The organism is Winogradskyella sp. 4-2091, from assembly GCF_045765065.1.
Classification (GTDB): domain Bacteria; phylum Bacteroidota; class Bacteroidia; order Flavobacteriales; family Flavobacteriaceae; genus Winogradskyella.
In genome coordinates this window covers 118,066-141,080 of the sequence record NZ_JBJKOD010000009.1, presented here as the reverse complement: position 1 = coordinate 141,080, position 23,015 = coordinate 118,066, and the positions used below count along the sequence as shown (strand labels likewise).

The window sequence follows — 23,015 nt, the reverse complement described above, 5'->3', positions numbered from 1 at the left end:
GCAGTATAACATACCGATCTCTAAATAATAGTTAAACAGAATATAAATGATACTTACTACTCTTTAACTTTTACATTATAAGATAAGACAGTATTTTTATCTTATAGGAAAAAGTCCCAAACTAAACCAAATCGAATTATGAAGTCTCTATATGGGTGATTTGGCGCTGAAAAATAATCATAACCAGTAAAAGAAGAATTAAAATGTTCTGCTTTAAAAAATATTCGTGTTTGCCTAACCTTTGCATTGACAAAAAAATCTAGACGAGGAAAGCCTCCTAATTCAGTTTCGTTCTGTGTATAAAACTCAGCTAATAGAGGATCATAACCATTCATATTATACTTAGTAAAATAATTTAATGTTATACCTGTTTGTAGCATCATGGATTTTTTGAAAATTTGGTTTGAATAATACAATGTATTCCTTGTTATTATCGATGGCACATTTAAAACATCATCATCGCTTACAACATTTTGATACATCAAAGTATTATCTAGAGCGAAATTACCAAACTTAAATTCTCTCTGTAACTTTAAATTTAGATACTGAAGCGGTTTATCATACTGTTTAGGTTTTATAATTTTAAGATCATCAGTGTCATCCTCTAAATTAAAATATGTATAATTATCTATATTAGAAATTGCTAAAGTTGCATTGAACAGTTTTTTAGAATTAATAGCAAACTGCAATTGTTGAGTGTTTACATTATTATAACTATCAAAATTATACCAGTTATAATTGACGTAATCACTTTGATATAACAAATAATTATAGTTCGGTAAACTTGAATTAATAGATATACCACCAGTAAAACCGATATCATCATTAATATGTAGTTTAACTGAACCTTGTAAATAACTACCGGCAAATGAATCTGATATATTTACACCTCCTGATCCAGAAATATTAAATCCTTTATACTTCTTTTTATATGCTCCCTCTACTCCTATAAAACTAGATTTTACTCTATTTGGGATATTCTCATCAACCAGTAAAACGATACTATTATACCCATAATTGATATCAGTATAATTTAATGCAAACATGAAATCACCTAATATCTTATTTTTATATTTCGCACCAAATGTAGTCCTGTAATTTTCCAAAGCAACCTTATCGTTAATACTACTTGTAAAAAACGCTCCGAAATAATCACTTGCTGCAGTCGTTTGAGTGTATTGATAAGATTTTTTTTCAAAGGCAATTTTATTGAAAATTTTTAAATCCTGATTTTGAATAGAATCTTTAGCGTTCAATAATCTATAAGATTGTTCAAAATAGTAGCGATTTCCATTTAAGGTATTTTCGGCATCTTCAAAATTAGGGTCAAAAACCGATCGGTCTAAAAATTCCTCATCTCCAGTCGTGAAACTTTCAATATCAATATTCTTTAGTCCACCATTTTCTTGATTTAAAATATCTTGAGATACTATATAACCTTTAGCATTATATTTCTTATTTTTTGATTTATAATTTGAAGTAAAACGAAAATTTCCAGAGCTTGTTAATGCATTTTGATAATTACCTAACGACCTCAGTCCTTTATAAGCCATCGAAAAATTAAACTGTTTTGATAAATTTATCGTAAAAAAAGCATCTAACAACTGTCCTTGCTCTACCCCTGTTTTGTAAGTAAGTCTAGTCCATGGCGTTGGCACTTCATAATAGTTAATATCATCATGATGGTAATAATTGTAATGACGTGCTTGAGCTCCAAACACTGGAACCGTACTATTATTGATAGCATTATAGTATAAAGAATTATACGTTTGACCAATATTCGCAAATTGCATGAGACCAAAATTATCCTTTTGAAGGTAATTAAATTTATACGCTTTGGTAATAGATAACGTCGTATCTACTTGAATTGTGTCTAAATTATTATTAAACTTCAAATACATATCTATTGTAGCTACTTTATCTAATTCTTTAGAACGTTTTAATGCAGTTGAATCAGTTCTTTGAGAATCTCCTTTTTTTGCATCACTTTTTTTCTTCAATTTACTTTGAGAAACTAAAGGATTAGATGCAAAACATAAAATCAATAAAAACAAAATTCTAATATACATGTGTCTAATTCTAATTTTCAAACCAACTAAAGTACTAAATATTGTACGGTCATTTAATATTACAAATATCTTAACATAAAAAAAGACCAACAAGAATAAATGTTGATCTTTTTATTAGAATATAAAAACATATAATTATTCAATAATAATTTTACGTGAAGTCGTATTGTTTCCGTTTACAATATTAGCTACATATACTCCCGGCTCAACTCCATTTAAACTAATTGTTTCTGTAAAACGAGAAGCATTATTAGAATAAACATTGTTAAATACCTTTCGACCGCTTATGTCATAAATGTCAATTTTAACATCGTCACTATTTGCCTTTGTATCAAAACTTACAGTAAACTCACCTTTGCTTGGGTTTGGAAATACCATTAACGAATTAGAAATTGTATTATCATCCGTACTTAATGTTAAGTTGTTACCAGTTAGGATTAAAGCGAAGTCTTGGCTTTGAGAATCAAAAGGACCACCTTCATTTCCTTGTAGCGTACCTTTATGACTTACTGTTATAGTATAAATACCTGCAGTGGCATTTTCAATTTCTACGATTTCAACATTATCTCTTACATTATCTCCTTTAACTGCTAAAAAATCTGTGCCATTAGAAAAATCTAATTTCCATGGCTCATAAACTTCAGATCCTTTTGTGATTCTTAAGTCTAGATCGTTTACCAAACGAGGTGATGGATTATTTAACTGATTATTTAAAGATCCACCAGGCATATCCGTCCAACAAATTGTAGCCTTTAATACGTCACCTGCACTAGCAGAAAAAGTATAAGTATATGTATCTCCATCATCTAGAGTAAGTTCATCAAGAATTGCATCACTTGCATCACTATCGGTAATTACGTTAGCCGCTTCTTCTACATTTAAAAAACCCCATCCAAATATAGGATCTGGCCCAACATTAGCCGTATCATCAGTAGCGGTATGGCAAACTAAACCTTTAGCTGTTGATGCCATCATAAAAGTATTATTCAACTGCTTATAATATTCTTGTAAAAGCACTATAGAACCAGCTGTATTGGGTGACGACATGGATGTTCCTGAAAACGTAGAATAAGAATCAGTAGGAACTGTAGAAAATAAATTAGTACCATCTGATGCAATATCTGGCTTAATCCTATAGTCATCTGTTGGTCCTTGACTACTACTTGAGTTAATACTTAAATTAGAAATCTCGTATGTAAAAGGTGTTAAGGATGGATTAGCATTTGCTATTACTAAATTATTCTTTGCATTCTTATCAGTTGTTAACTTATCCATTCCATCAACCATTCCATCTGGATAGGTGGTTGTTCCAGAATTACCAGCAGACATTACGACAAGATATTGTGGATTATTTTGAATTAAAGCATCTAAACTAGAAGCGTCAGAGTTATAGCATCCCATTATCCAAGAATCAATAGGACCATTACCATCGTTTGCATCAACAGGTACGCCATATGAATGATTTGATAATAATATAGGGTTTGTTGCATTATTAACTGCTTGTACCATTTCTGAAGTATCATTAGACCAATTATATGATTTAACGAATACATTTGGTGCCATGCCTAATGCAGCAGGATTAACTCCTTTTGCAGAAATTGTACCAGTGACATGTGTACCATGATCACTAAAACCAGTATCACCATCAACAGTTACATTATCAACAATACTTACACGAGACTGTGTGTTTGTTGCGTCCATAAATTCAGGGTGAGCACTTTGAGCTGGTCCTCCATCCCAAACACCAACTGTAATGTTTGACCCACTAAAATCAAAGCCTAAAGAACCACCTAATCTAAGCGAAGTTGTTTTTGTACCTCTTGCAGCATCTAAATTATCTGTTGATTTATAAATTGGTTTCCCATTAATAATATCATAAATAGCCATAATACCACCATTATTTAATTTGGTAGCTCTCTTTTTATCAGGATTAGTACTTAAATATTCATTAATCCTTAATTCTCGAAGATTTTCCTGCTCTAAAAGATGTTTTAATAATTCATTATTTTCCTTCGATAAATTATCATCGTACTTATAAGTATCAGTTTGAGCAAAACTAATTTGCATTATAAAACATAACACAGCAAACACAAGTATTTTTTTCATAGTCATAGTTTTAAAAAATAAAAGCCACTTTAAGTAAATACTTAAAGTGGCTAATTAAATATATTATATTAACCTTCTTTAATCAAGAACAAATGTTGTTGAACCAGAAGAAGAAATATTTCCAGGATCTGCCGAAGCACCTACTATTCCACTTGCAATAGTAACTCCATCTAAAGTAATAGTGAAACCACCACCACTGATACCATCACCGTAAGCATCATAAACAATTACACCGTAGTTACCAGCTGGTAAGCAGAATTCAGTAGTCAATGTAGCAAAATCATCATCAGGATTAACAAAAGGTCCTCCTGAAGCAATTAATACTTGACCTGTAGTTAAGTCATATAACTCCCAACTTGTTTCATCTGGCCAATCATCTGTTGTAATATTTAGTGCGATAGAATTATCAGGACAAAATAATACAATATCAAGTTGTAAATCTTCACCTGCTAAGATAGAACCCGTTTGAGGTATTGATAACACTAAACTAGCACCATCTTCTGCATCAGTAATATTTGAAAACGTTACAGAAGTAGTACCTACATTAGAATTAGCAGGAATAGTCACTGTATTACTAGCAAGAACGTAACTATTAGCTGGTAGCGTAGATAATTCCGTATCTACAGCAATATCAATAGTTCTAGCAGAACTTGAAACTCTATTAGAATAAACAGTGATTTCTTGAGTAGACTCATCACCTGCCGCAACTAAAACCTCCTGTCCATTAAGAGAATTTTCAAATGAAAAGAAGTTGTTACTTCCAGCCTCAAATGCTTCCTCTTCACAACTTGTAAAAAACAATGCAAATGAAGATAATATAGTAAGGATAAATATTTTTTTCATGTTATTAAAATTAAATTAATTAAGTGTTTTATTATCTACCATCATTAACAGACGGTTCGATGAAATCATTTGCATCTATCTCAGCTTCCGGTATTTTTAATCTATATTCATTACCATCTGCTGGTACATCGAAAAACACTCTGTGGTTACCATCTCTAGTAATCCCTCTTCTTAAACGTTTAGCATCAAACCATTCAACACCTAATTCAGCATATAATTCTTTACGTCTTTCAACTAAAATCTCTTCAATTAAAGCAGCACCTGAATTACCAGAAGCAACTGCAGAAGGATCTCTATCAGACTGAAGTTCAAACAATTTAGCTTGGGCCAATCCAGTTGAACCAGATCTAGCTAAACCTTCAGCTTCGATTAACATCATTTCAGCAGAACGCATTAAACCAAAATCAGAACTAAATTCAAACATAAATTTATCTGTTGTCCAATAGTTCCAAGCCGTTGATGGCACACCGTAGAATCCTCCAATAAATCTATTTCTAACATCTGTAGCAGTAAATCTGTTTACAAAAGTTTCGTTGAAATATGTTCCTTGGTAAGAAAGAACAGAGTGGTCAGCGTGAGAATGAGGAGCTCCCCAATAAAAGTTAGACTGATCACTAGATTGTTGGTAAGCCCAAATCCACTCAGGATTTGAAGCATCTGAAAAACCAGCTCCATATAAAGCAGGTTGTAATGGGTAACCTACGCTTGCAGCACTTGCCGCTGTTGCAGCCCCTGACCAATTTTCAGTTACTAAATAAACACGCGCTAAAATTCCATTTATCACATTTTTATTTAAATAAGATTTACCTAATCTATCATCAACAGCAATATCACGAGCTGTTACTAAATCATTTATGATAAAATCATATACCTCTTGTACCGTAGACATTGCTTTACCTTCAACAGCAGGTTCCGTATAAATAGGTAATGCTGGTAATGAAGCATCATAAGTATAAGTATGTTGGAATTCCATAACTAACTGAAAGTAATAGAAAGCTCTTAAACCATAACCTTGAGCTAGTAATTCATTTTTATCAGCAGCTGATATTGAACTATCAGATACCCCTTTAATGAAAACGTTAAGGTTATTGATTATATCATAACAATAGTTCCAAGTAAATATAGTTCTTCTATAATTTGGCTCTCTATTCTCATGAGCATAGTCAAATAAAAACCATGTTGGTCCTTGAACCACATCATTTCCTTTTACAGCTCTTGCATAGTATAAAGAGTTCACACCAGCAGAATCATTGTTGGTATACTGAGCTCTAGTTCTTCTTAAAATACCTGACATATGTGTCATTGCATTTTCTTTTGAAGAGAAAACTACACTTTCTGTTACTGCATCTTGCGGTGAAGGCTCCTCTAAGAAGTCTTCGTTACACGCGTAAAACAACGGTAAAATTAATGCAACCGTTAATAATTTTTTTAAATTTCCTTTTTTCATAGTATTAAAATTTTAAAGACAGTCCGAAACTGTACGTTTTATTTAATGAAGATCTACTATCAGTAGTTCCTGCTAAACTTTGTTCAGGATCGATTCCCTCATGGCTTTGAGCAGTAAACAAGTTATCTCCTTGTAAATATAATCTTAGGCTAGAAATACCCATATCTTTCACTAACTGAGGTGAAAAATTATAACCTAGTGTTAAAGATTTTAATCTAGCAAAGTCGTTAGCAAATAAGAATCTTGTAGAAGTAGATGCAAAGTTATTATTACTTTGAATTAAAAGAGGAACATCAGTGATGTCTCCTGGTTGTTGCCATCTATCAGCTAAATCTGCATGACCTTGACCACCAAAGTTATTGAAACCAGACATTAACCCAGCATACTCACTATCGTATACATAAGAACCAATGCTATATACAACTAAAGCTCTAAAGTCCCAGTTCTTATATCTAATATTAGTATTAAAAGCACCTTCTACATCTGGTCTAGATGTTTTATCAGCGTAATATCTTGTAGCTTCGTCATACTGCTTAGTAGTAGTTCTTCCTGTTACTTCACCTGACACAGCGTCAACTTCATCAACATACCACATACCATAACCATCAGCAGGATCAACACCAGCCCATTCACGCATGTAAAAATCATAGATTGAACGACCTTCTTCCCATCTCTTAGTTCCATTTATAAAGAATTCTTCTGGCATTTCAGTAATCACACCATAATCATTATAAAAAGTTGCGTTAGCACCTACAGATAAGTTAAAATCTTCTTTATTAATAATATTCGCATTTAAAGTAACTTCGATACCATTATTCACAACAGAACCTGCATTCGTTGTCACAGAAGTATTACCTGTTGATCCTGGAAGCGGAGTATTATAAAGTAAGTCAATTGACTCTCTATCGAAATAATCAATAGAACCAGTAATTTTATAATCAAATAAAGCAAAATCTAAACCGATGTTTGTACTAGCTGTTTTCTCCCATGTTAAGAAAGGATCAACTGCACCTCCTACAAGAACACCTGGATTATCTAAGTTTGGCCAACCTGCAGTAAATGCAAATACTGATGGAAAATATCCAATTCCTCTATTGTTACCTAGCTCTCCATAAGAACCTCTTAATTTCAAGTTAGAAACTACACTAGAGTTTTCTAAAAACTTCTCATTACTAATGATCCAAGAACCACCTACTGAGAAGAAATCTCCCCATCTTACACTCTCGCTAAATCTTGAAGATCCATCTCTTCTGTAAGATCCTTCTACAAAATACTTATTATCATAATCATATCTCAAACGACCTAATACACCATTAAGCGTTTCTCTACTTAAATTTCCACCTACACCTTCTGGTACAGTACTACCATCTTGCACAGTAACACCTTCTAAGTACCCTGTTGATTGCGCACTTAACTCATCAAATTCTAATTGGTAAGCTTCATATAGTACATCTGCACTTAAAGTATGATCTCCAAATTCTTTAGAGTAGTTTAAAGATTGAATTGCATTTATTGTAGTAGTAAAATCTCTACTTTGAGAAACACGACCGCCTACACCTGCTGCATTACCGAACTCAATACTAGAGTACTGGTAATCATCGAAAATATAATGCTCATAAGATAATTGCGTCTTAAACTTTAAATTTTTTGTTATGTCAATTTCTGCATATCCATTTAAAGTTGTATTGTATCTTCTGTTTTTTACAACATAGTTACTCAATGCACCAAAAGCATTTTCACCAGATAATACTGGTCTACTACCATTTACTGACTGTACATTTTGACCGTAATCAAAAATTAAACCACCATCAGCATCGAAGATAAACCCTCCATCTGTATCTCTTCTGTACACAGGGTAAATAGAAGATACTGAATATGCCCATTGAATAGCACTTTGAAAAGATGATCCCGATTGTGTAGGAACGTTAGAGTTAGATGTAGAGTAAAACATATTACCACCAACCTTTAACCAGTCAGTAATTTGAGAATCTACTCTTAATCTACTTGTTACCCTTTCGTAAGCCGTAGTTTTTACATTACCTTCTTCTTTTAAATAATCAACAGAGAAGAAATACGTTGTTTTATCATCACCACCAGATACATTTAAACCATGGTTAGTTCTGTTACCAGTTGGACGTGTTAAAACGTCTAACCAATCAGTATCCCATAATAAATTAGCTCCAGGAACAATATTACCGTCAGTACCAACTGGGTTAGCAGTATCATAAGGATTATATCCTATAGAAGAAATTAAGTTAGCAGAAGCAAAAGTCGCTGCATCACTAGCAGAAAGACCATTTACATATTGCTCTCTATTACGAGCAGCCTCCCAAGCATATTTCATCCATTCTTCTGAACCTAATACATCTTGAAAATCTACAGCGTTATCAGAAACACCAAAAGAAGTATTTAATTCAATAACTGGTTTAGAATCTTTCTTACCAGATTTTGTTGTAATAACAACAACACCATTAGATCCACGAGAACCATAAAGTGAAGTAGAAGATGCATCCTTTAATACAGTTAAAGATTCAACTTGATCCTGACTAATAGAGTTTAAGTTACCATTAAATGGAGAACCATCAACAATAATTAAAGGATCAGCAGAAGCAATTACAGAACCTACACCTCTAATTCTAATTGTAGGATTCTCACCAGGAACACCTCCTGATGTTAAAACACTTACACCTGTAACATTACCTTGTAATGCAGCAGTTACTGAAGTTGCTTGCGTTTTTGAAATGATTTCGGAATCTACTAGTTCAACTGCACCTACAAGTGACTCTTTTGTTTGAGTACCATAAGCTACAACTATTACCTCATCTAAAGTACTATCAGACTCAAGTGTTACATCATAAGTGCTAGCACCTGCGATTTTCACTTCAGCATCAACCATACCTACATAAGATATTACTAGTACATCACCTTGATTAACCTTAATGGCAAATTTACCATCAAAATCTGTTTGTTGACCTCTAGAGGTCCCTTTTACAATTACACTTGCACCAGGAAGGGGTAAACCATCTGAAGCTGTTGTAACTGTACCTGTGACAGTTTTCTCTTGTGCAAAAGAAAATTGCATCACGAACGCCATAAATAGCGTTAATAACCATGTTAATTTTAATTTCATAAAACAATTATTTGAGTTAGTCTATTTGCAAACATCTTAATTTAATATTAAATAAACAAGTGTTTTTGCCAAAAAAATGTTAATGCTTTTGAAGATTCTTAATTCGAATTTTCATTTGATTTTTTCAACGTTTTCAGCGTTAACTCACTACTTAGATGTGAAAAGTGTAAAAGGGTTGCGTTAAAATTTTAACTTTGTTCAAAATTTTAACATTTTGAGTCTAAAAACACGATACTCTTCCTTTGATTTTGAATGCGGAACTGATGAAGCAGGACGCGGTTGCCTCGCAGGACCAGTTACTGCCGCTGCAGTTATTCTACCAGATTTATTTAAAAACAAAATATTAAATGACTCAAAACAACTCTCAGAAAAGAAAAGACAACTATTAAAACCTATTATTGAAACGGAAAGTGTTTGCTTCGCTGTTAAGCATATCTTTGAAGATGAAATTGACACAATTAATATATTAAATGCTTCTATAAAGGCGATGCATGAGTCTATTGACCAGTTAACTATTCAACCAGATTATATAATTGTAGATGGAAACAAGTTTAAACCTTATAAATCTGTTCCTTATGAAACTATAGTTAAAGGCGATAGCAAATACTTGAGTATTGCTGCTGCTTCTGTATTGGCCAAAACTTACCGAGATGAGTTTATGGAAAAAATTCACAATGAATTCCCAATGTACAATTGGAAACAAAATAAAGGCTATCCTACTAAAGCGCATAGAGCTGCCATAAAAAAGTATGGCGTTACAAAATATCATAGAAAATCATTTAGATTATTGCCTGAGCAGTACCAATTGGATTTATAACTTTTTATATTTGTATTCTAATTTTATCTTTAATTTATGAAGCAATTTGGTTTTTTAGTTCTTTTATCATTATTCTTTTTAGGTTGTCAAAATGACTATAATAAAACCAAACTGCCCTATCAATTTATTCCGAGCAATACGCAATCAGTACTATTAATTAATGAATTAAGTGACTTTAGCAATAGTTTAAGCAATAATGAAATACTTTCTAGTATTTACAAAAGCAAGCTAAATTCTATTTCTGAAATATTTAGAAACCTGAATACAACAGATCAAGTTATTCTAGCTTTTCCTGATTCGATCAATTCTAACTACATCGTTCTAACAAAAAACGATAGCACCTTATTTGTTACTGATAGTATTAAAAATCATGTGTCAGAATCACTTGCAGATTCCAAGATTAAAAAAACAACAATTGAATCTTCAATATTTTATCATAAAATAATAGGAAACACATTTGCAGGTTCCAATAATCTAGATCTATTAAAATCTTTAAATTCTGAAAATGAAAATTTACAGATGTCTAAGATGATAGAAACAGCCGATACCAAATCAATTGCTTCAGTTGTCTACAAATCTAAAACAGACGATTACTCAAAACTTATGTTTAGTGATTTTCTGAATGACAACAATTCTAAACTAGCTTTATTAGATTTTAACTTCACAAACAAAAAACTCAATTATAACGGATTATTAAAATCTAAAGATTCTAGCATTAACTATCTAAATAGCTTCAAATCCACTGTTCCTCAAAAAACAAATACCATTTTTATAGCACCAGAAAGCACAAGTTCGTTAACCAGTATTTCTTTTGATGATTTCACAAAGTTTAAGCAAAATCTAGACGCTATAAAAAACAGTATTGATGAAGATATACCAACATATCTAAACTTCACAAACGAAATTGCACTTGTAGATAATGCCCTAATACTACACACTCTTGACCCTAATTTAATTATAGAATCTATTGAAGAAAAATCATTTAATAAAACTTTTAGAGATATTGATATTTACTCACTTGAAAATACGGACGTATTTAATTCTATCCTAGAGCCATTCATCTCATTTAACGAGGCTAATTTTTTTACGGTTTACGACAACTTCGTGATATTTACATCTTCAATAGAAAGTTTAGAATCTATTTTAACAAATGCATTAAACGAAAACACATTATCTACTCTAGACAGTTTTATTTCAATAAACGAAAATCTTAGTGACGAATCCTCGGTCTTTATTTTTAAAAATTCTAAAGCGCTTTCTCAAATAATGGGAAATACTTTAAAAGGTTATAATGCAAATGCCGTACAATTTGTACAAGAAGATGACTACACACATATCAATGGAATTATTCAAAAATATAAAAAACGAGCGGCTTCGAATTCTGTGAGCGAAACATTTACGACAGCCCTTGAAGCCGAAATTTTAAATGCACCACAAACTGTTAAGAACCATATAACCAAAGCACATGATATTGCTGTCCAGGATATTAATAATACTCTTTATCTAATTTCTAGCTCAGGTAACATCCTTTGGAAAAAACAATTACAAGGAAAAATTCTTGGACAAATTGAACAAATAGACATCTACAAAAACGGAAGATTACAACTTGTATTTGCAACAGAAAATAAAGTTTATGTTTTAGATAGAAATGGGAACGACGTATCGCTTTTCCCAATGAAATTTAATGATAAAATCACACAACCACTCTCAATTTTTGATTACGATAAACAAAAAAATTATAGACTTCTCGTTACACAAGGTAAAAACTTGTTAATGTACGATTCTAAAGGGAAACAAGTAAAAGGTTTTGATTATAAAGCCAATGGTTCTAACATAAATACGCAACCAAAACATTTTAGAATTGGGACAAAAGATTATATCGTTTTTGGAGCTGGAGAATCTTTACAAATTTTAAACCGACAAGGTAGTAAAAGGATTAATGTAAAAGATAAAATTAGATTTGCTGAAAATGATATCTTCTTATATCAAAACAAGTTTACTACAACCAACACCTTAGGTCAACTTGTACAAATAGATACACGTGGAAAAGTAGCCTCAAAAAATTTAAACCTAACTGATAAACACAAACTTTACACAACTAGTAAAACTTTAGTGACTTTAAGTGAAAATCAATTAAAAATTAAATCGAGAAAGATAGATTTAGATTTTGGCGAATATACAGCCCCAGAAATCTTTTACTTAAATGACAAAATCTACATCACCATAACAGATTTACAATCTAAGAAAGTCTACCTATTTGATAGTCAAGCAAAATCAATTCCTAATTTTCCTGTTTTTGGTACTGCTCCTGCAAAACTTCAGAAACTCGATAATGAAAACGGTTTAGAACTTATTACGCAAAGCGACGATAAAACAATTGTTGTGTATAAGCTGCACTAAAAACATGTTTCATTATAATATTTATTTTTTAATACCAATACTTATTGCTAATTTTAGATTCCAAACAATCAGCTAGTTAGAATGAGAAAATCTTTTATACTCAAACAAATTACACTTACTTCAATTATAATATGTTTTGTAGCTCCCAACTTAGAAGCTCAAACAAAAAAACTTAAACGTCCAAAAAGTAAAGTTGGCATTAATAGTGTAGACCGTTTCGTTAAAGAATCCTTTGACCTATATGATAAGGTTTACAAATATGATGCCTATGCAGCCACAGGTACACCACTAGAGGACGAAGATTTAGATGTCTTAGAGGATGCTATAGAAGAAATAACAGTTTTAAGCGAAAGTGCACCAGATATTTTAAGTGATTTAGATGGCAAAGGCGCTGTTAAACAAGCCAAAGCGACTCTTCAAATTAATCGTGCTAAGAAAGCGCTTAAATACAGCATTAAAACGGCTAAAGAATTGCTCCTTGGTCAACGACAATCACAAGAAGAAGAAGAAGAAGAAGAAGAAGAAACGGCACCTCAAACAGATTCTAACAAAGAACCTAAGCAACAACCTCAAGAAACCCAAGAGAACGAAGAAATTGAAAACCTTAACGTATCAGATCAATTAGAAATTTATAGTAAATATGATTTTGTTCCTGGAGACCAAGTACTATTCTTTGATGATTTCTCACAAGATTTTGTAGGCGATTTCCCTTCTAAGTGGAACACTAATGGCTCAGGCGAGGTCATAAGGACCAATAAAGCCAAAGGAAATTGGTTTGAAATGATACATGGCAACAGCATATTTTACATTCCAGATGTCAACCAACTACCAGAAGATTATACAATTGAATTTGATGTACTCACTTCAGGATTATCAAAACACACCTCAATGTTCGCTGCTTTAACAGTAGTAATTAGTGATTCGGATAATTTTGTAAACGGCAAGGAGCATTACGCCAAAATTTCTATCCCTATTGTTCAAAATTCTAATGGTAAAATTAACTGTCATAACTATTTCAATAGATCAGGTGGAGACATTAATAGCTATATAAAAGCAGACATTTCTAAAGAGGTTTTAAACCAACCACACATTGCAATATCTGTAACAAAAAAACGATTAAGACTTTGGGTAAACGAGACTAAACATGTAGATATCCCAAGATTTATAGAAGAACTCAATGTATTAAATTATTTAAAATTTAGCGTTAGTTCTCTTAAAGATGTAGAACACGTTTTTATTAAAAACTTAAAAGTTGCTGAAGGCGGAGTAGATTTAAGACGAAAACTATTATCAGAAGGTAAAATTTCTACCAATGGTATTTTATTCGATTCTGGCTCATCTAACATTCAACCGCAATCTTTAGGAATTGTTAGACAGATTTCGCAAGTTTTAATGCAAGATGAAACCATAAAACTCAAAATCATTGGCCATACAGATGCAGATGGGCCAGACGACACCAATTTAAAGCTATCAAAAGATAGAGCTCATGCTGTTAAAGACGCTTTAGTTAGCATTTATAAAATATCTAGTGAGCGATTAACAACAGATGGCAAAGGCGAAACACAACCCGTTGACGACAATAATACTGCAGATGGTAAAGCACAAAATAGACGTGTAGAGTTTATTAAAATATAAAGCCAGTGAATGAGAATACAGCGCAAATTAATTAGTACGTTTTCTTATTTTTAACATCTCCATTTTGTAACATTGTAAACTCTAATTAAGTCTAAGATTTTACAAATGATAAAAAGACAAAAAGCTTCACTTAAAAGTTGCATTATCCACAAAGTTGGAAACAAGTTTAATGGCACTAAAAATGCATTTTCAGATGCTATCGTTCATTTTGATGAAGCCACTTACAATCTAATGCTGCCATATCTTCTTAAACCATTTGTTAGTGTTGCTGAGAATTATCGTTTTCATCATCACAGCGACGTCGGACTCAATGAAATTAACACTTATAGCGATCAGCTCTTTAAAGACGATGCTGATTTTGTAGATATCTCTAAACACATCGTCACACACCTATTTGAACAAAGTAATTCTGCACAAATTAAAACAGGCGATGTCCTTATTTGTCATTTTGAAAATGTACAATACGAAGACTATTTTACAGATGCCATAGGCATTTTTAAAATTGAAAATAAAACAGAATTCTTTCAGACGTATTTAGAAGATAACAATTATGACATATTAGTTCAAAAAGGGATTCAAGCAAAGAAAGTAGACAAAGGTTGTTTAATACTCAATACCTCTGATATGGAAGGTAAAATTGTGTTTAGTGTAGATAATAATACTTACGACACCCAATACTGGATCAAAAGTTTCCTAAACATTAGATATCCTGATGATAGCAACCAACACACCAAGAATTGTATTGAGCTTTGTAGAGAGTTTTCAAAAGAAGTTTTACAACCCAATTATGGTGGGCAAGAACAAAGTAATTTCTTGGCAAAAACAGTAGATTTTTTCAAAGAAAATGAAATTGTAAATATTGATACTTTTAAAGAAGAGGTCTTTGAAGAGGAAGATAAAATTCAGTTATTTGAAGACTATAAAAAAACCTATGAAAGCGACAATAAAGTCCTCATTAGAAACCAGTTTGACGTTTCTGAAATTGCATTAAAAAAGCAAAAACAAAAGATAAAAACCGAAATAAAACTAGACACCAACATTCAAATAAAACTGGATGTTGATGCTCCTGATGCTTCGGCAGAATATCTAGAACGCGGTTATGACGAAGAGAAGAAAATGCACTACTACAAAGTGTTTTTTAACGATGAAACGTAATTCACTAAACAAAATCAGCTTCAAAAAGCGCTTCAAAGTGCTTCAAAATTTTTGCTTTAACTTCAGCTTCATCAACAATATCAATACCTAATTCATTATTTAAAGTTGTTACTGCTTTTCCTCGAATACCACATGGAATAATATTATCAAAATAACCTAAATCTGCATTCACGTTAAGCGCAAATCCATGCATCGTTACCCAACGACTTGCTCTAACACCCAATGCGCAAATTTTACGAGCAAATGGCGTACCAACATCTAGCCAAACACCAGTTTCTCCGGGACTACGCTCAGTTTTTAAACCATATTCTGCCAAAGTAAGAATTATAACTTCCTCTAAAAAGCGTAAGTACTTATGAATATCGGTAAAAAAATTATCGAGATCTAAAATAGGATAACCCACAATTTGTCCAGGACCATGATATGTAATATCTCCTCCTCTATTAATCTTGTAAAAAGTAGCTTCCTTTTCTTTAAGTTGAGCTTCAGAAAGCAACAAATTAGACAAGTCACCACTCTTACCTAAAGTGTAAACATGCGGATGCTCTACAAACAGAAAATGATTATCAGTAACTAAGCCTGCATCTTCCCTTCTATTTTTAATTTTAGTATCTAAAATGGCTTTAAAAAGCGTCTCTTGGTAATCCCAAGTTTCCTTAAAATCTTTAGTTCCAAGATCTTTAAGTTGTATGTTTTTATTCAAATCTTAATCCTCTAAAACAACATCTAAATTCATTACAGTTTCATCTTTATTAATTTCGCTCCAAGCGACCTTATAATGTACTGTTTTTCCGTCCTTAGATATTGTTGCATTTGTGTTTGAAACTGATTTCACTTTTCTTGGAAATGTGTAGGTTATGGTATAAAATGAAGCAGAAAAAATCTCCTCAAATTGCATCTCTAACTGCTTACCAAAATCATCCTCTTCTGCTTCAGAATCCATGTCTTGAGTTTCCTCTGTTACTTCGTCTTTTTTAATTAATGAAGCAGGTTGTACTCTACTAAACGTATTATTTACAAATGAATAATTAACTTCTTTAGTTTTTGTTAATTCCTCCATTTGATCCTCTGGTGCAGCACCTTCTTCATTACTAATACTCTTCACTATTCCCATAGCCTCATCCATTTGATCATTAATGGTTTTTAACTCATTTACAGTTTCAAACGGCTTAATCATAGTAAACTCAAACACCTCGTTTGCTTCGTCCATGTTTACATGAACAATCATTCCTTTCAACTTTTCTAAATTAGCCTTTTGCTCACTAGACAACGAGGCAATACTGTCTTTATGAGTTTTAAATAAATCATTAAAAACAATAGTTGTGTCCATTTTTTTCATCTCAGCTTCTGGTTTAGTTGGCCCTTGAGATCCTGCAATTTGCATCATAGGAGACAGATCGAAAGACGATTTATAATCGCCACCCATATTATCATTGAATATAATAGATTCTGTAACATTACAGCTCGTTAAAAAAGCCACAACTGATAGTAATAAGAATACTTTTTTCATTTTCAGGAAAATTTAAATTAGTAGACAACAAAGGTAACTAAAATGTGTATTTCTTATCGTTTAGGATTATTCAAAATAATTAAGGCTGCTATGACGCCAGGAACCCAACCGCAAATCCATAGTAAAAAGGTAATAAAGATGGAGCCACAACCTTTGTCAAAAACTGCCAAGGGAGGAAAAATAATAGATAAAATAACGCGCCAGATACTCATAATTTGTTTTTTGATTTGATGTACACATAGGACGTTAATTCTATTAAATTGTTACATTTTTTATGAATTCATCATATTGAAATCACATTAAAATTATGTAGTTTCGTTCTATGCGAATAAAAATTCTTTTCGTTTTTATAGTTATTTCTTCTGTTTGCAAAGCGCAATATTCATTTTCTGGCTATACAAACCCTGAAGAATGGGACACATCTGTATACTTATCCATTGTAGATGATTATAGAAAGATGGCTGGTGTTTATTCCGAACAAATCATCGCGAAAACGACTGCAGATTCTACTGGACATTTTGAGTTTAAAGGCAATATTTTAGATTTTGATAATAGAATTTATCGCATACACGTAGATCGTTGCTCTGATGATAAGCAAGGTGTCAATCATTTTAATGGTCATTGTAGTGATAGTGAGGCATTGCTATTTATTGCAAAAAATACCGATACACTAAAACTTCCTTTTTCATTTGGAAAGCAAATATTTTGTGAGGTAGAATCTAACAACCCTAAAGCCAATGCATTTTTAAAAATTGATTCCTTAAAAAACGATATGCGTTTTGCATATGGCGAATTTAGAAGTGAAGCCAACCGAAGATTAAATAATAAAAAGTGGTTTAAAACACTTCAATCCTATGGCGAAACTTTAAACGAACCTTTAGCCGAATTGTATATATTCACGTATTTATCGGAAAGAAGCAGTGACTTACACAGTTATTATATTGAAGATTTAAAAAATAATAACTACTACGACAATCTTAAGGCAAGGTTAGAACAATCTTACCCAAATACATTATACACCAAGCAATATAAAAACGAATTGGAAGCTGATCGATATATGCTTGAAAATTCGTCTGGGAAAACCAATTCTAACTTAAATGTACTGTTATATTCCTTTTTAGCGCTTTCTTTAATATTAAATGGATTTTTCTTATTCCGATACTGGAAACAAAATAAATCTAAAATTGAAGATTTAAAAGCTAAATTATCTAAACAAGAGCAAGTGGTTTTAGAACATTTACTCATGGATAAAACAAATAAAGACATTGCAGAATCACTTTTTCTGAGTGTTAGCACTGTAAAAACTCACACCAATAATATCTACAGAAAGTTGAATGTGCAATCTAGAGATGACGCAAAGTCGTTGTTTACCAAGTAATTACAAAATTACAACCAAGTACTAGTACCGATTTCCAACCTAGTTTTATCAAAAAACACATCTAAATCCTTGATGTTTGCTTTCATAGAAATCATAAAAATATTTTATCATGAAACAAACATTAAACATGGCATTCCTTTTAGTTTTTACTTTAAGCTTTTTTAGCGTAGCACCCACCGAATTTCATAAATATGACACTAAAGTCGCTATTATGAAATTTGAAACAGAGGTTATTAACTACGGAACGATTATTCAAAATTCCGAAGGCAAACGCCTATTCACTTTTACAAATACTGGTGATGCTCCTTTATTTATTACCAAAGTAAAAACAAGCTGTGGTTGCACAGTACCTAATTATTCTAAAGCTCCAATTCAACCAGGAGATCAAGGCGAATTAGAAATTAAGTACGATACCAAAAGATTAGGTGCTTTTACAAAAACAATAACTGTAACATCTAATGCTGAAGGTGGCAACAAAATATTAAAGATAAAAGGGAACATTGTAGCCGCCAAATAAGCGCTGTCTACATTAAAATCTAGCATTTCATTTTATTCTAAGCTCGTTTCAGCATCTTATAAATTGATGTTAATTTACTTTTAGATCACGAAACGAGTTCAGAATAATCTACTTTTTTAAAACAGCATTTAAGCAAATCATCATCATCATCATCATCATCATCATCATCATGAAAACGAACATCATCACAATCATAATCATAGCATTATTTACATTTCAGATAAATGCACAACTCAATACAGAAATCATTGAAGAAGGCGAAACTCCTTTTTTATTAGGAAAAATCAATAAGAAAGGTTTGGAAGGCGAAAATTATAAGTCTTGGTTTACTTCAAACTACAATAACTACGAACCAAATTCAGAAATAATAGACAAAATTTCTTCAAAATTAAAAACCTACAACATTCAACTTTTTATGGGAACATGGTGTGGCGACAGCAAACAAGAAGTTCCTAAATTATATAGGGTTTTAGAAGCATGTAATTTCCCTATGGAACAATTAACCGTTATCGCTGTTAGCAGAAAGCCAGATATGTACAAACAAAGTCCACAGCACGAAGAAGCAGGCTTAAATATTCACAGAGTACCAACGATAATTTTTTACAAGAATAATATAGAAGTCAATAGAATTGTAGAACACCCAATTGACTCATTTGAAGAAGATATAAAAAACATTATCACGGAAAATAATTATATATCTAATTATCAAATTGTCGCTTCTGTTGATGCCATTTTAGAACAGAAAGGTCAAAAAGGGCTCAATAGAAAACAGAAAAAATTATTAAAAACATATAAAGGCAAGGTCAGTAGCATGTATGAGCTTAATACTTATGGCAGAATATTATACAGTACCAACCGAATTGAAGACGCAATAACTGTTTTCACTTTAAACACCAAACTGTTTCCCGAAGAACCTAGAACACATATGACTTTAGCAAATTCACTAAGCATTAATGGTAACAAAGAAAGGGCAATAGACGTGCTAAATAATGCAATAAAATTACTTCCCAACAACGCTGATTTAAAAGAAAACCTTAAGGTTATAAAATCTAACTAAAAAGGTGCTCTTTAATTTTTGTAAAAATTGTAATTTTGCATCTGCTTACTTCAAAACGAGTAAGCCATTAAAAATTAACAAGAATGCAACTTTCAGAACAAGAATTGGTAAGACGCCAAAAGTTAGACAAGCTAAGAGCTTTAGGGATTAACCCTTATCCAGCGGATTTATTTCCGGTAAATCATACTTCTAAACAGATAAAATCTGACTTTGAGGAAGGTAAACAGGTTATCATTGCTGGTCGTTTAATGGCTATTAACATTCAAGGAAAAGCGTCTTTTGCGCAATTACAAGATAGTGAAGGTCGTATTCAAGTTTATTTTAATAGAGATGAAATTTGCGAAGGCGAAGACAAGTCTTTGTATAATGATGTGTTTAAGAAACTATTAGACTTAGGCGATTTTGTAGGTGTTGAAGGTACACTCTTTACAACGCAAGTTGGCGAAAAAACAGTGATGGTTAAAGATTTTAAACTGCTTAGTAAAGCACTAAAACCTTTACCAATTCCTAAGCAAAAAGATGGTGTTACTTATGATGCCTTTACAGATCCTGAATTACGTTATAGACAACGCTACGCAGATTTAGTTGTAAATCCGCATGTAAAAGAAGTATTTGTAAAGCGTACAAAATTGTTTAATGCCATGCGTCAGTTTTTTAATGATGCTGGTTATTTTGAAGTAGAAACTCCGGTTTTACAACCTATTCCAGGAGGCGCAGCAGCACGTCCGTTTATAACACATCACAACAGTTTAGACATTCCATTATACATGAGAATTGCTAACGAGCTATACCTAAAACGGTTAATCGTTGGTGGTTTTGATGGTGTTTATGAGTTTTCTAAAAACTTCAGAAATGAAGGTATGGACAGAACGCATAATCCAGAATTTACAGCCATGGAAATCTATGTATCTTACAAAGATTACAATTGGATGATGGATTTCTGTGAGCAACTTTTAGAACATTGTGCACTTGCAGTAAACGGAACTTCTGAAGCTACCTTTGGAGAACATAAAATAAACTTTAAAGCGCCTTATAAGCGTATAACCATGCGCGATTCTATATTAGAATTCACCGGTTTTGATATATACAATAAGTCTGAAGACGAAATAAGAGCAGCTGCAAAAGCCATGCATATTGAAGTTGATGAGACTATGGGTAAAGGGAAATTAATTGATGAAATTTTTGGTGAAAAATGTGAAGGCAACTACATACAACCTACCTTCATTACAGATTACCCTAAAGAAATGAGTCCTTTATGTAAAGAGCATAGAGAAAACCCAGAATTAACTGAGCGTTTTGAGCTCATGGTTTGTGGTAAAGAAATTGCAAATGCTTACTCTGAGCTTAACGACCCAATTGATCAGCGCGAACGTTTTGAGCATCAATTAAAACTCGCTCAAAAAGGTGATGACGAAGCTACCGAATTTATAGATCATGATTTTTTACGTGCACTAGAATACGGAATGCCTCCAACATCTGGAATGGGAATTGGTATGGACCGTTTAATTATGTTCTTAACCAATAACCAAAGTATACAAGAAGTGTTATTCTTTCCACAGATGCGACCAGAAAAGAAAAAGGTAGACTTAAGTGATAATGAAAAAGCGATTCTTGAAGTTTTAAAAGCTGAAAAACGAATGGATTTAGTAGCCTTAAAATCGCAGTCTGGTTTAAGCAATAAAGGTTGGGATAAAGGCATTAAAGGCTTAGGAAAACATGGTTTAACTAAAGTTGAAAAAACCGATGATGGCTTATTTGTAGAATTGGTATAATCTGCATTACATATTAATTTTAAAAAAGAAGAACCATTGTTATATGGTTCTTCTTTTTTATTAAGATTTCAAACTATCTCCAAGGTTTTTATAATTATTTCTTTTTTGTACATTAGCAACAAACCTAAATCTATGTCTTATCAATTTAAAACCCTATTTGGGCTTCTTGCTATTCTATTGAGTTTCGTTTCCTGTGAAAAAGATGATTCTATAACACCTGTAGAATCTCCTATTGTTGTAGCTCAGTTTCAAACTAACCTATCTGATCTTAACTTATTTCTTGGTAATTTAGACGAATTAAATATTACTGACAAGGCTTTTGAATACAACCTAAACACCACTTTATTTACAGACTATGCACACAAACAAAGACTTATAGCCTTACCAGAAGGGACAAGCATGGCTTTTGATGGTGACGGGTTACCAATATTCCCAGATAACACAGTAATAGCAAAAACGTTTTATTACAACGCTGATGAACGCGATTTGTCTTTAGGCAGAACAATAATTGAAACACGTATTTTAATTAAACTTAACGGCAATTGGGAAACTGGAAATTATAAATGGAATACTGAGCAAACTGATGCCATTTTAGACAACACAGGAGGTGAATTGCCTGTTACTTGGATTGATTTGGATGGTACTAGTAATACTTCAAATTATAAAATACCTGCAGATACAGACTGCTTTACATGCCACTCTAATAGCGAGAACATTTTACCTATTGGTCCTAAACTAAGATCAATGAACTTTGATATTAATGGTGTAAATCAGTTAGAAGAATTTATAACAAATCAACAATTAATAGGTGTAGCAAGTAGTTCTGCTGTTAGAAGCTTACCAAACTGGGAAGACACCTCGCTTCCATTAGATATAAGAGCAAGAGCTTATATTGATATTAACTGTGCGCATTGCCATATTCCTGGAGGCAGTTGCGAGGATCAATCTACACTAAATTTAGCTTTTGAAGTTCCTTTAGAAGACACTAACATGATAGATCAGAGTGTACTTATGGATTACAGAGTCTCTTTTTACTTAGACGGTATTAGCATGCCATACATTGGGACAACAATGAGACATACTGAAGGTTTAGATCTTATTCAACAATACATGAATACCCTTTGAAAATCACGTTAAAAATATACTAAAATCAAGGAAAAAATTAAAAGATTCTCAGCT

The 23,015-nt window shown here is 32.3% G+C and carries 17 protein-coding genes; 9 read left to right on the top strand and 8 right to left on the bottom strand.

Annotated features, from left to right (window positions below; all coding sequences use genetic code 11):
* Positions 1-101: 101 nt before the first annotated feature.
* From ACJBCC_RS12935 to ACJBCC_RS12915, 5 genes are all read right to left on the bottom strand, one after another.
* Positions 102-2,069, bottom strand: a complete 1,968-nt coding sequence (locus ACJBCC_RS12935; protein WP_407557399.1) for a putative porin — start codon at positions 2,067-2,069, stop codon at positions 102-104.
* Between the two features lie 135 nt (positions 2,070-2,204).
* The gene (locus tag ACJBCC_RS12930; RefSeq protein ID WP_407557398.1) at positions 2,205-4,175 is read right to left on the bottom strand and encodes a S8/S53 family peptidase; all 1,971 of its coding nucleotides are present in this window, start codon (positions 4,173-4,175) and stop codon (positions 2,205-2,207) included.
* A gap of 78 nt (positions 4,176-4,253) precedes the next feature.
* A complete protein-coding gene (locus ACJBCC_RS12925) occupies positions 4,254-5,018 on the bottom strand; it encodes a DUF1735 domain-containing protein (RefSeq protein WP_407557397.1) in 765 nt (254 codons plus the stop codon).
* Positions 5,019-5,049: 31 nt separating this feature from the next.
* Positions 5,050-6,465: a RagB/SusD family nutrient uptake outer membrane protein gene (locus ACJBCC_RS12920; RefSeq protein WP_299101788.1), complete on the bottom strand. Its 1,416-nt coding sequence runs from the start codon at positions 6,463-6,465 to the stop codon at positions 5,050-5,052.
* A 4-nt stretch (positions 6,466-6,469) separates the two neighbouring features.
* Positions 6,470-9,595 (bottom strand): SusC/RagA family TonB-linked outer membrane protein, encoded by a 3,126-nt coding sequence (locus ACJBCC_RS12915; RefSeq protein ID WP_407557396.1) that lies wholly within the window; start codon positions 9,593-9,595, stop codon positions 6,470-6,472.
* Between the two features lie 214 nt (positions 9,596-9,809).
* On the opposite strand from ACJBCC_RS12915, the gene ACJBCC_RS12910 reads away from it, so the two are divergent.
* From ACJBCC_RS12910 to ACJBCC_RS12895, 4 genes are all read left to right on the top strand, one after another.
* Positions 9,810-10,412 (top strand): ribonuclease HII, encoded by a 603-nt coding sequence (locus tag ACJBCC_RS12910; protein WP_299101792.1) that lies wholly within the window; start codon positions 9,810-9,812, stop codon positions 10,410-10,412.
* Between the two features lie 36 nt (positions 10,413-10,448).
* Entirely contained in the window at positions 10,449-12,812 is a 2,364-nt protein-coding gene (locus ACJBCC_RS12905) for a ribonuclease HII (RefSeq protein WP_407557395.1), read from the top strand.
* A gap of 81 nt (positions 12,813-12,893) precedes the next feature.
* A complete protein-coding gene (locus ACJBCC_RS12900; RefSeq protein WP_407557394.1) occupies positions 12,894-14,447 on the top strand; it encodes an OmpA family protein in 1,554 nt (517 codons plus the stop codon).
* Positions 14,448-14,552: 105 nt separating this feature from the next.
* Positions 14,553-15,602 carry a nucleoid-associated protein gene (locus tag ACJBCC_RS12895; RefSeq protein ID WP_299101798.1) on the top strand — a complete coding sequence of 350 codons (1,050 nt, stop codon included), beginning with the start codon at positions 14,553-14,555 and terminating at the stop codon, positions 15,600-15,602.
* Between the two features lie 4 nt (positions 15,603-15,606).
* On the opposite strand, the gene lipB is transcribed toward ACJBCC_RS12895, so the two are convergent.
* Genes lipB through ACJBCC_RS12880 form a run of 3 tightly spaced genes read right to left on the bottom strand, consistent with a single transcriptional unit; the run spans position 15,607 to position 17,324 of the window.
* The gene (gene lipB / locus ACJBCC_RS12890) at positions 15,607-16,305 is read right to left on the bottom strand and encodes a lipoyl(octanoyl) transferase LipB (protein WP_299101799.1); all 699 of its coding nucleotides are present in this window, start codon (positions 16,303-16,305) and stop codon (positions 15,607-15,609) included.
* 3 nt (positions 16,306-16,308) lie between these two features.
* Complete coding sequence (locus ACJBCC_RS12885) at positions 16,309-17,112, bottom strand: hypothetical protein (protein WP_407557393.1); 804 nt, start codon at positions 17,110-17,112, stop codon at positions 16,309-16,311.
* 53 nt (positions 17,113-17,165) lie between these two features.
* A complete protein-coding gene (locus ACJBCC_RS12880) occupies positions 17,166-17,324 on the bottom strand; it encodes a YqaE/Pmp3 family membrane protein (protein ID WP_173280114.1) in 159 nt (52 codons plus the stop codon).
* Positions 17,325-17,434: 110 nt separating this feature from the next.
* Between ACJBCC_RS12880 and ACJBCC_RS12875 the strand changes: the two genes are divergently transcribed.
* The 5 genes from ACJBCC_RS12875 to ACJBCC_RS12855 all read left to right on the top strand — a co-directional run bounded on the left by ACJBCC_RS12875 (position 17,435) and on the right by ACJBCC_RS12855 (position 22,961).
* Positions 17,435-18,490: a response regulator transcription factor gene (locus tag ACJBCC_RS12875; RefSeq protein WP_407557392.1), complete on the top strand. Its 1,056-nt coding sequence runs from the start codon at positions 17,435-17,437 to the stop codon at positions 18,488-18,490.
* 109 nt (positions 18,491-18,599) lie between these two features.
* On the top strand, positions 18,600-19,007 hold the full coding sequence (locus ACJBCC_RS12870; protein WP_407557391.1) for a DUF1573 domain-containing protein: 408 nt from the start codon (positions 18,600-18,602) through the stop codon (positions 19,005-19,007).
* 169 nt (positions 19,008-19,176) lie between these two features.
* Positions 19,177-20,064: a thioredoxin family protein gene (locus tag ACJBCC_RS12865; RefSeq protein WP_407557390.1), complete on the top strand. Its 888-nt coding sequence runs from the start codon at positions 19,177-19,179 to the stop codon at positions 20,062-20,064.
* 83 nt (positions 20,065-20,147) lie between these two features.
* Positions 20,148-21,836 (top strand): lysine--tRNA ligase, encoded by a 1,689-nt coding sequence (gene lysS / locus ACJBCC_RS12860; RefSeq protein WP_407557389.1) that lies wholly within the window; start codon positions 20,148-20,150, stop codon positions 21,834-21,836.
* Between the two features lie 132 nt (positions 21,837-21,968).
* Positions 21,969-22,961 carry a hypothetical protein gene (locus ACJBCC_RS12855; protein WP_299101811.1) on the top strand — a complete coding sequence of 331 codons (993 nt, stop codon included), beginning with the start codon at positions 21,969-21,971 and terminating at the stop codon, positions 22,959-22,961.
* Positions 22,962-23,015: the final 54 nt, after the last annotated feature.

Bases quoted from the DNA above. Each gene is read 5' to 3' on its own strand.
- ACJBCC_RS12895 (WP_299101798.1), top strand. From the start codon at position 14,553: ATGATAAAAAGACAAAAAGCTTCACTTAAAAGTTGCATTATCCACAAA.
- lysS (WP_407557389.1), top strand. From the start codon at position 20,148: ATGCAACTTTCAGAACAAGAATTGGTAAGACGCCAAAAGTTAGACAAG.
- ACJBCC_RS12900 (WP_407557394.1), top strand. From the start codon at position 12,894: ATGAGAAAATCTTTTATACTCAAACAAATTACACTTACTTCAATTATA.
- ACJBCC_RS12885 (WP_407557393.1), bottom strand. From the start codon at position 17,112: ATGAAAAAAGTATTCTTATTACTATCAGTTGTGGCTTTTTTAACGAGC.
- ACJBCC_RS12925 (WP_407557397.1), bottom strand. From the start codon at position 5,018: ATGAAAAAAATATTTATCCTTACTATATTATCTTCATTTGCATTGTTT.
- ACJBCC_RS12855 (WP_299101811.1), top strand. From the start codon at position 21,969: ATGTCTTATCAATTTAAAACCCTATTTGGGCTTCTTGCTATTCTATTG.
- ACJBCC_RS12915 (WP_407557396.1), bottom strand. From the start codon at position 9,595: ATGAAATTAAAATTAACATGGTTATTAACGCTATTTATGGCGTTCGTG.
- ACJBCC_RS12935 (WP_407557399.1), bottom strand. From the start codon at position 2,069: ATGTATATTAGAATTTTGTTTTTATTGATTTTATGTTTTGCATCTAAT.
- ACJBCC_RS12870 (WP_407557391.1), top strand. From the start codon at position 18,600: ATGAAACAAACATTAAACATGGCATTCCTTTTAGTTTTTACTTTAAGC.
- ACJBCC_RS12905 (WP_407557395.1), top strand. From the start codon at position 10,449: ATGAAGCAATTTGGTTTTTTAGTTCTTTTATCATTATTCTTTTTAGGT.
- ACJBCC_RS12920 (WP_299101788.1), bottom strand. From the start codon at position 6,465: ATGAAAAAAGGAAATTTAAAAAAATTATTAACGGTTGCATTAATTTTA.
- ACJBCC_RS12930 (WP_407557398.1), bottom strand. From the start codon at position 4,175: ATGAAAAAAATACTTGTGTTTGCTGTGTTATGTTTTATAATGCAAATT.
- ACJBCC_RS12865 (WP_407557390.1), top strand. From the start codon at position 19,177: ATGAAAACGAACATCATCACAATCATAATCATAGCATTATTTACATTT.
- ACJBCC_RS12875 (WP_407557392.1), top strand. From the start codon at position 17,435: ATGCGAATAAAAATTCTTTTCGTTTTTATAGTTATTTCTTCTGTTTGC.
- ACJBCC_RS12880 (WP_173280114.1), bottom strand. From the start codon at position 17,324: ATGAGTATCTGGCGCGTTATTTTATCTATTATTTTTCCTCCCTTGGCA.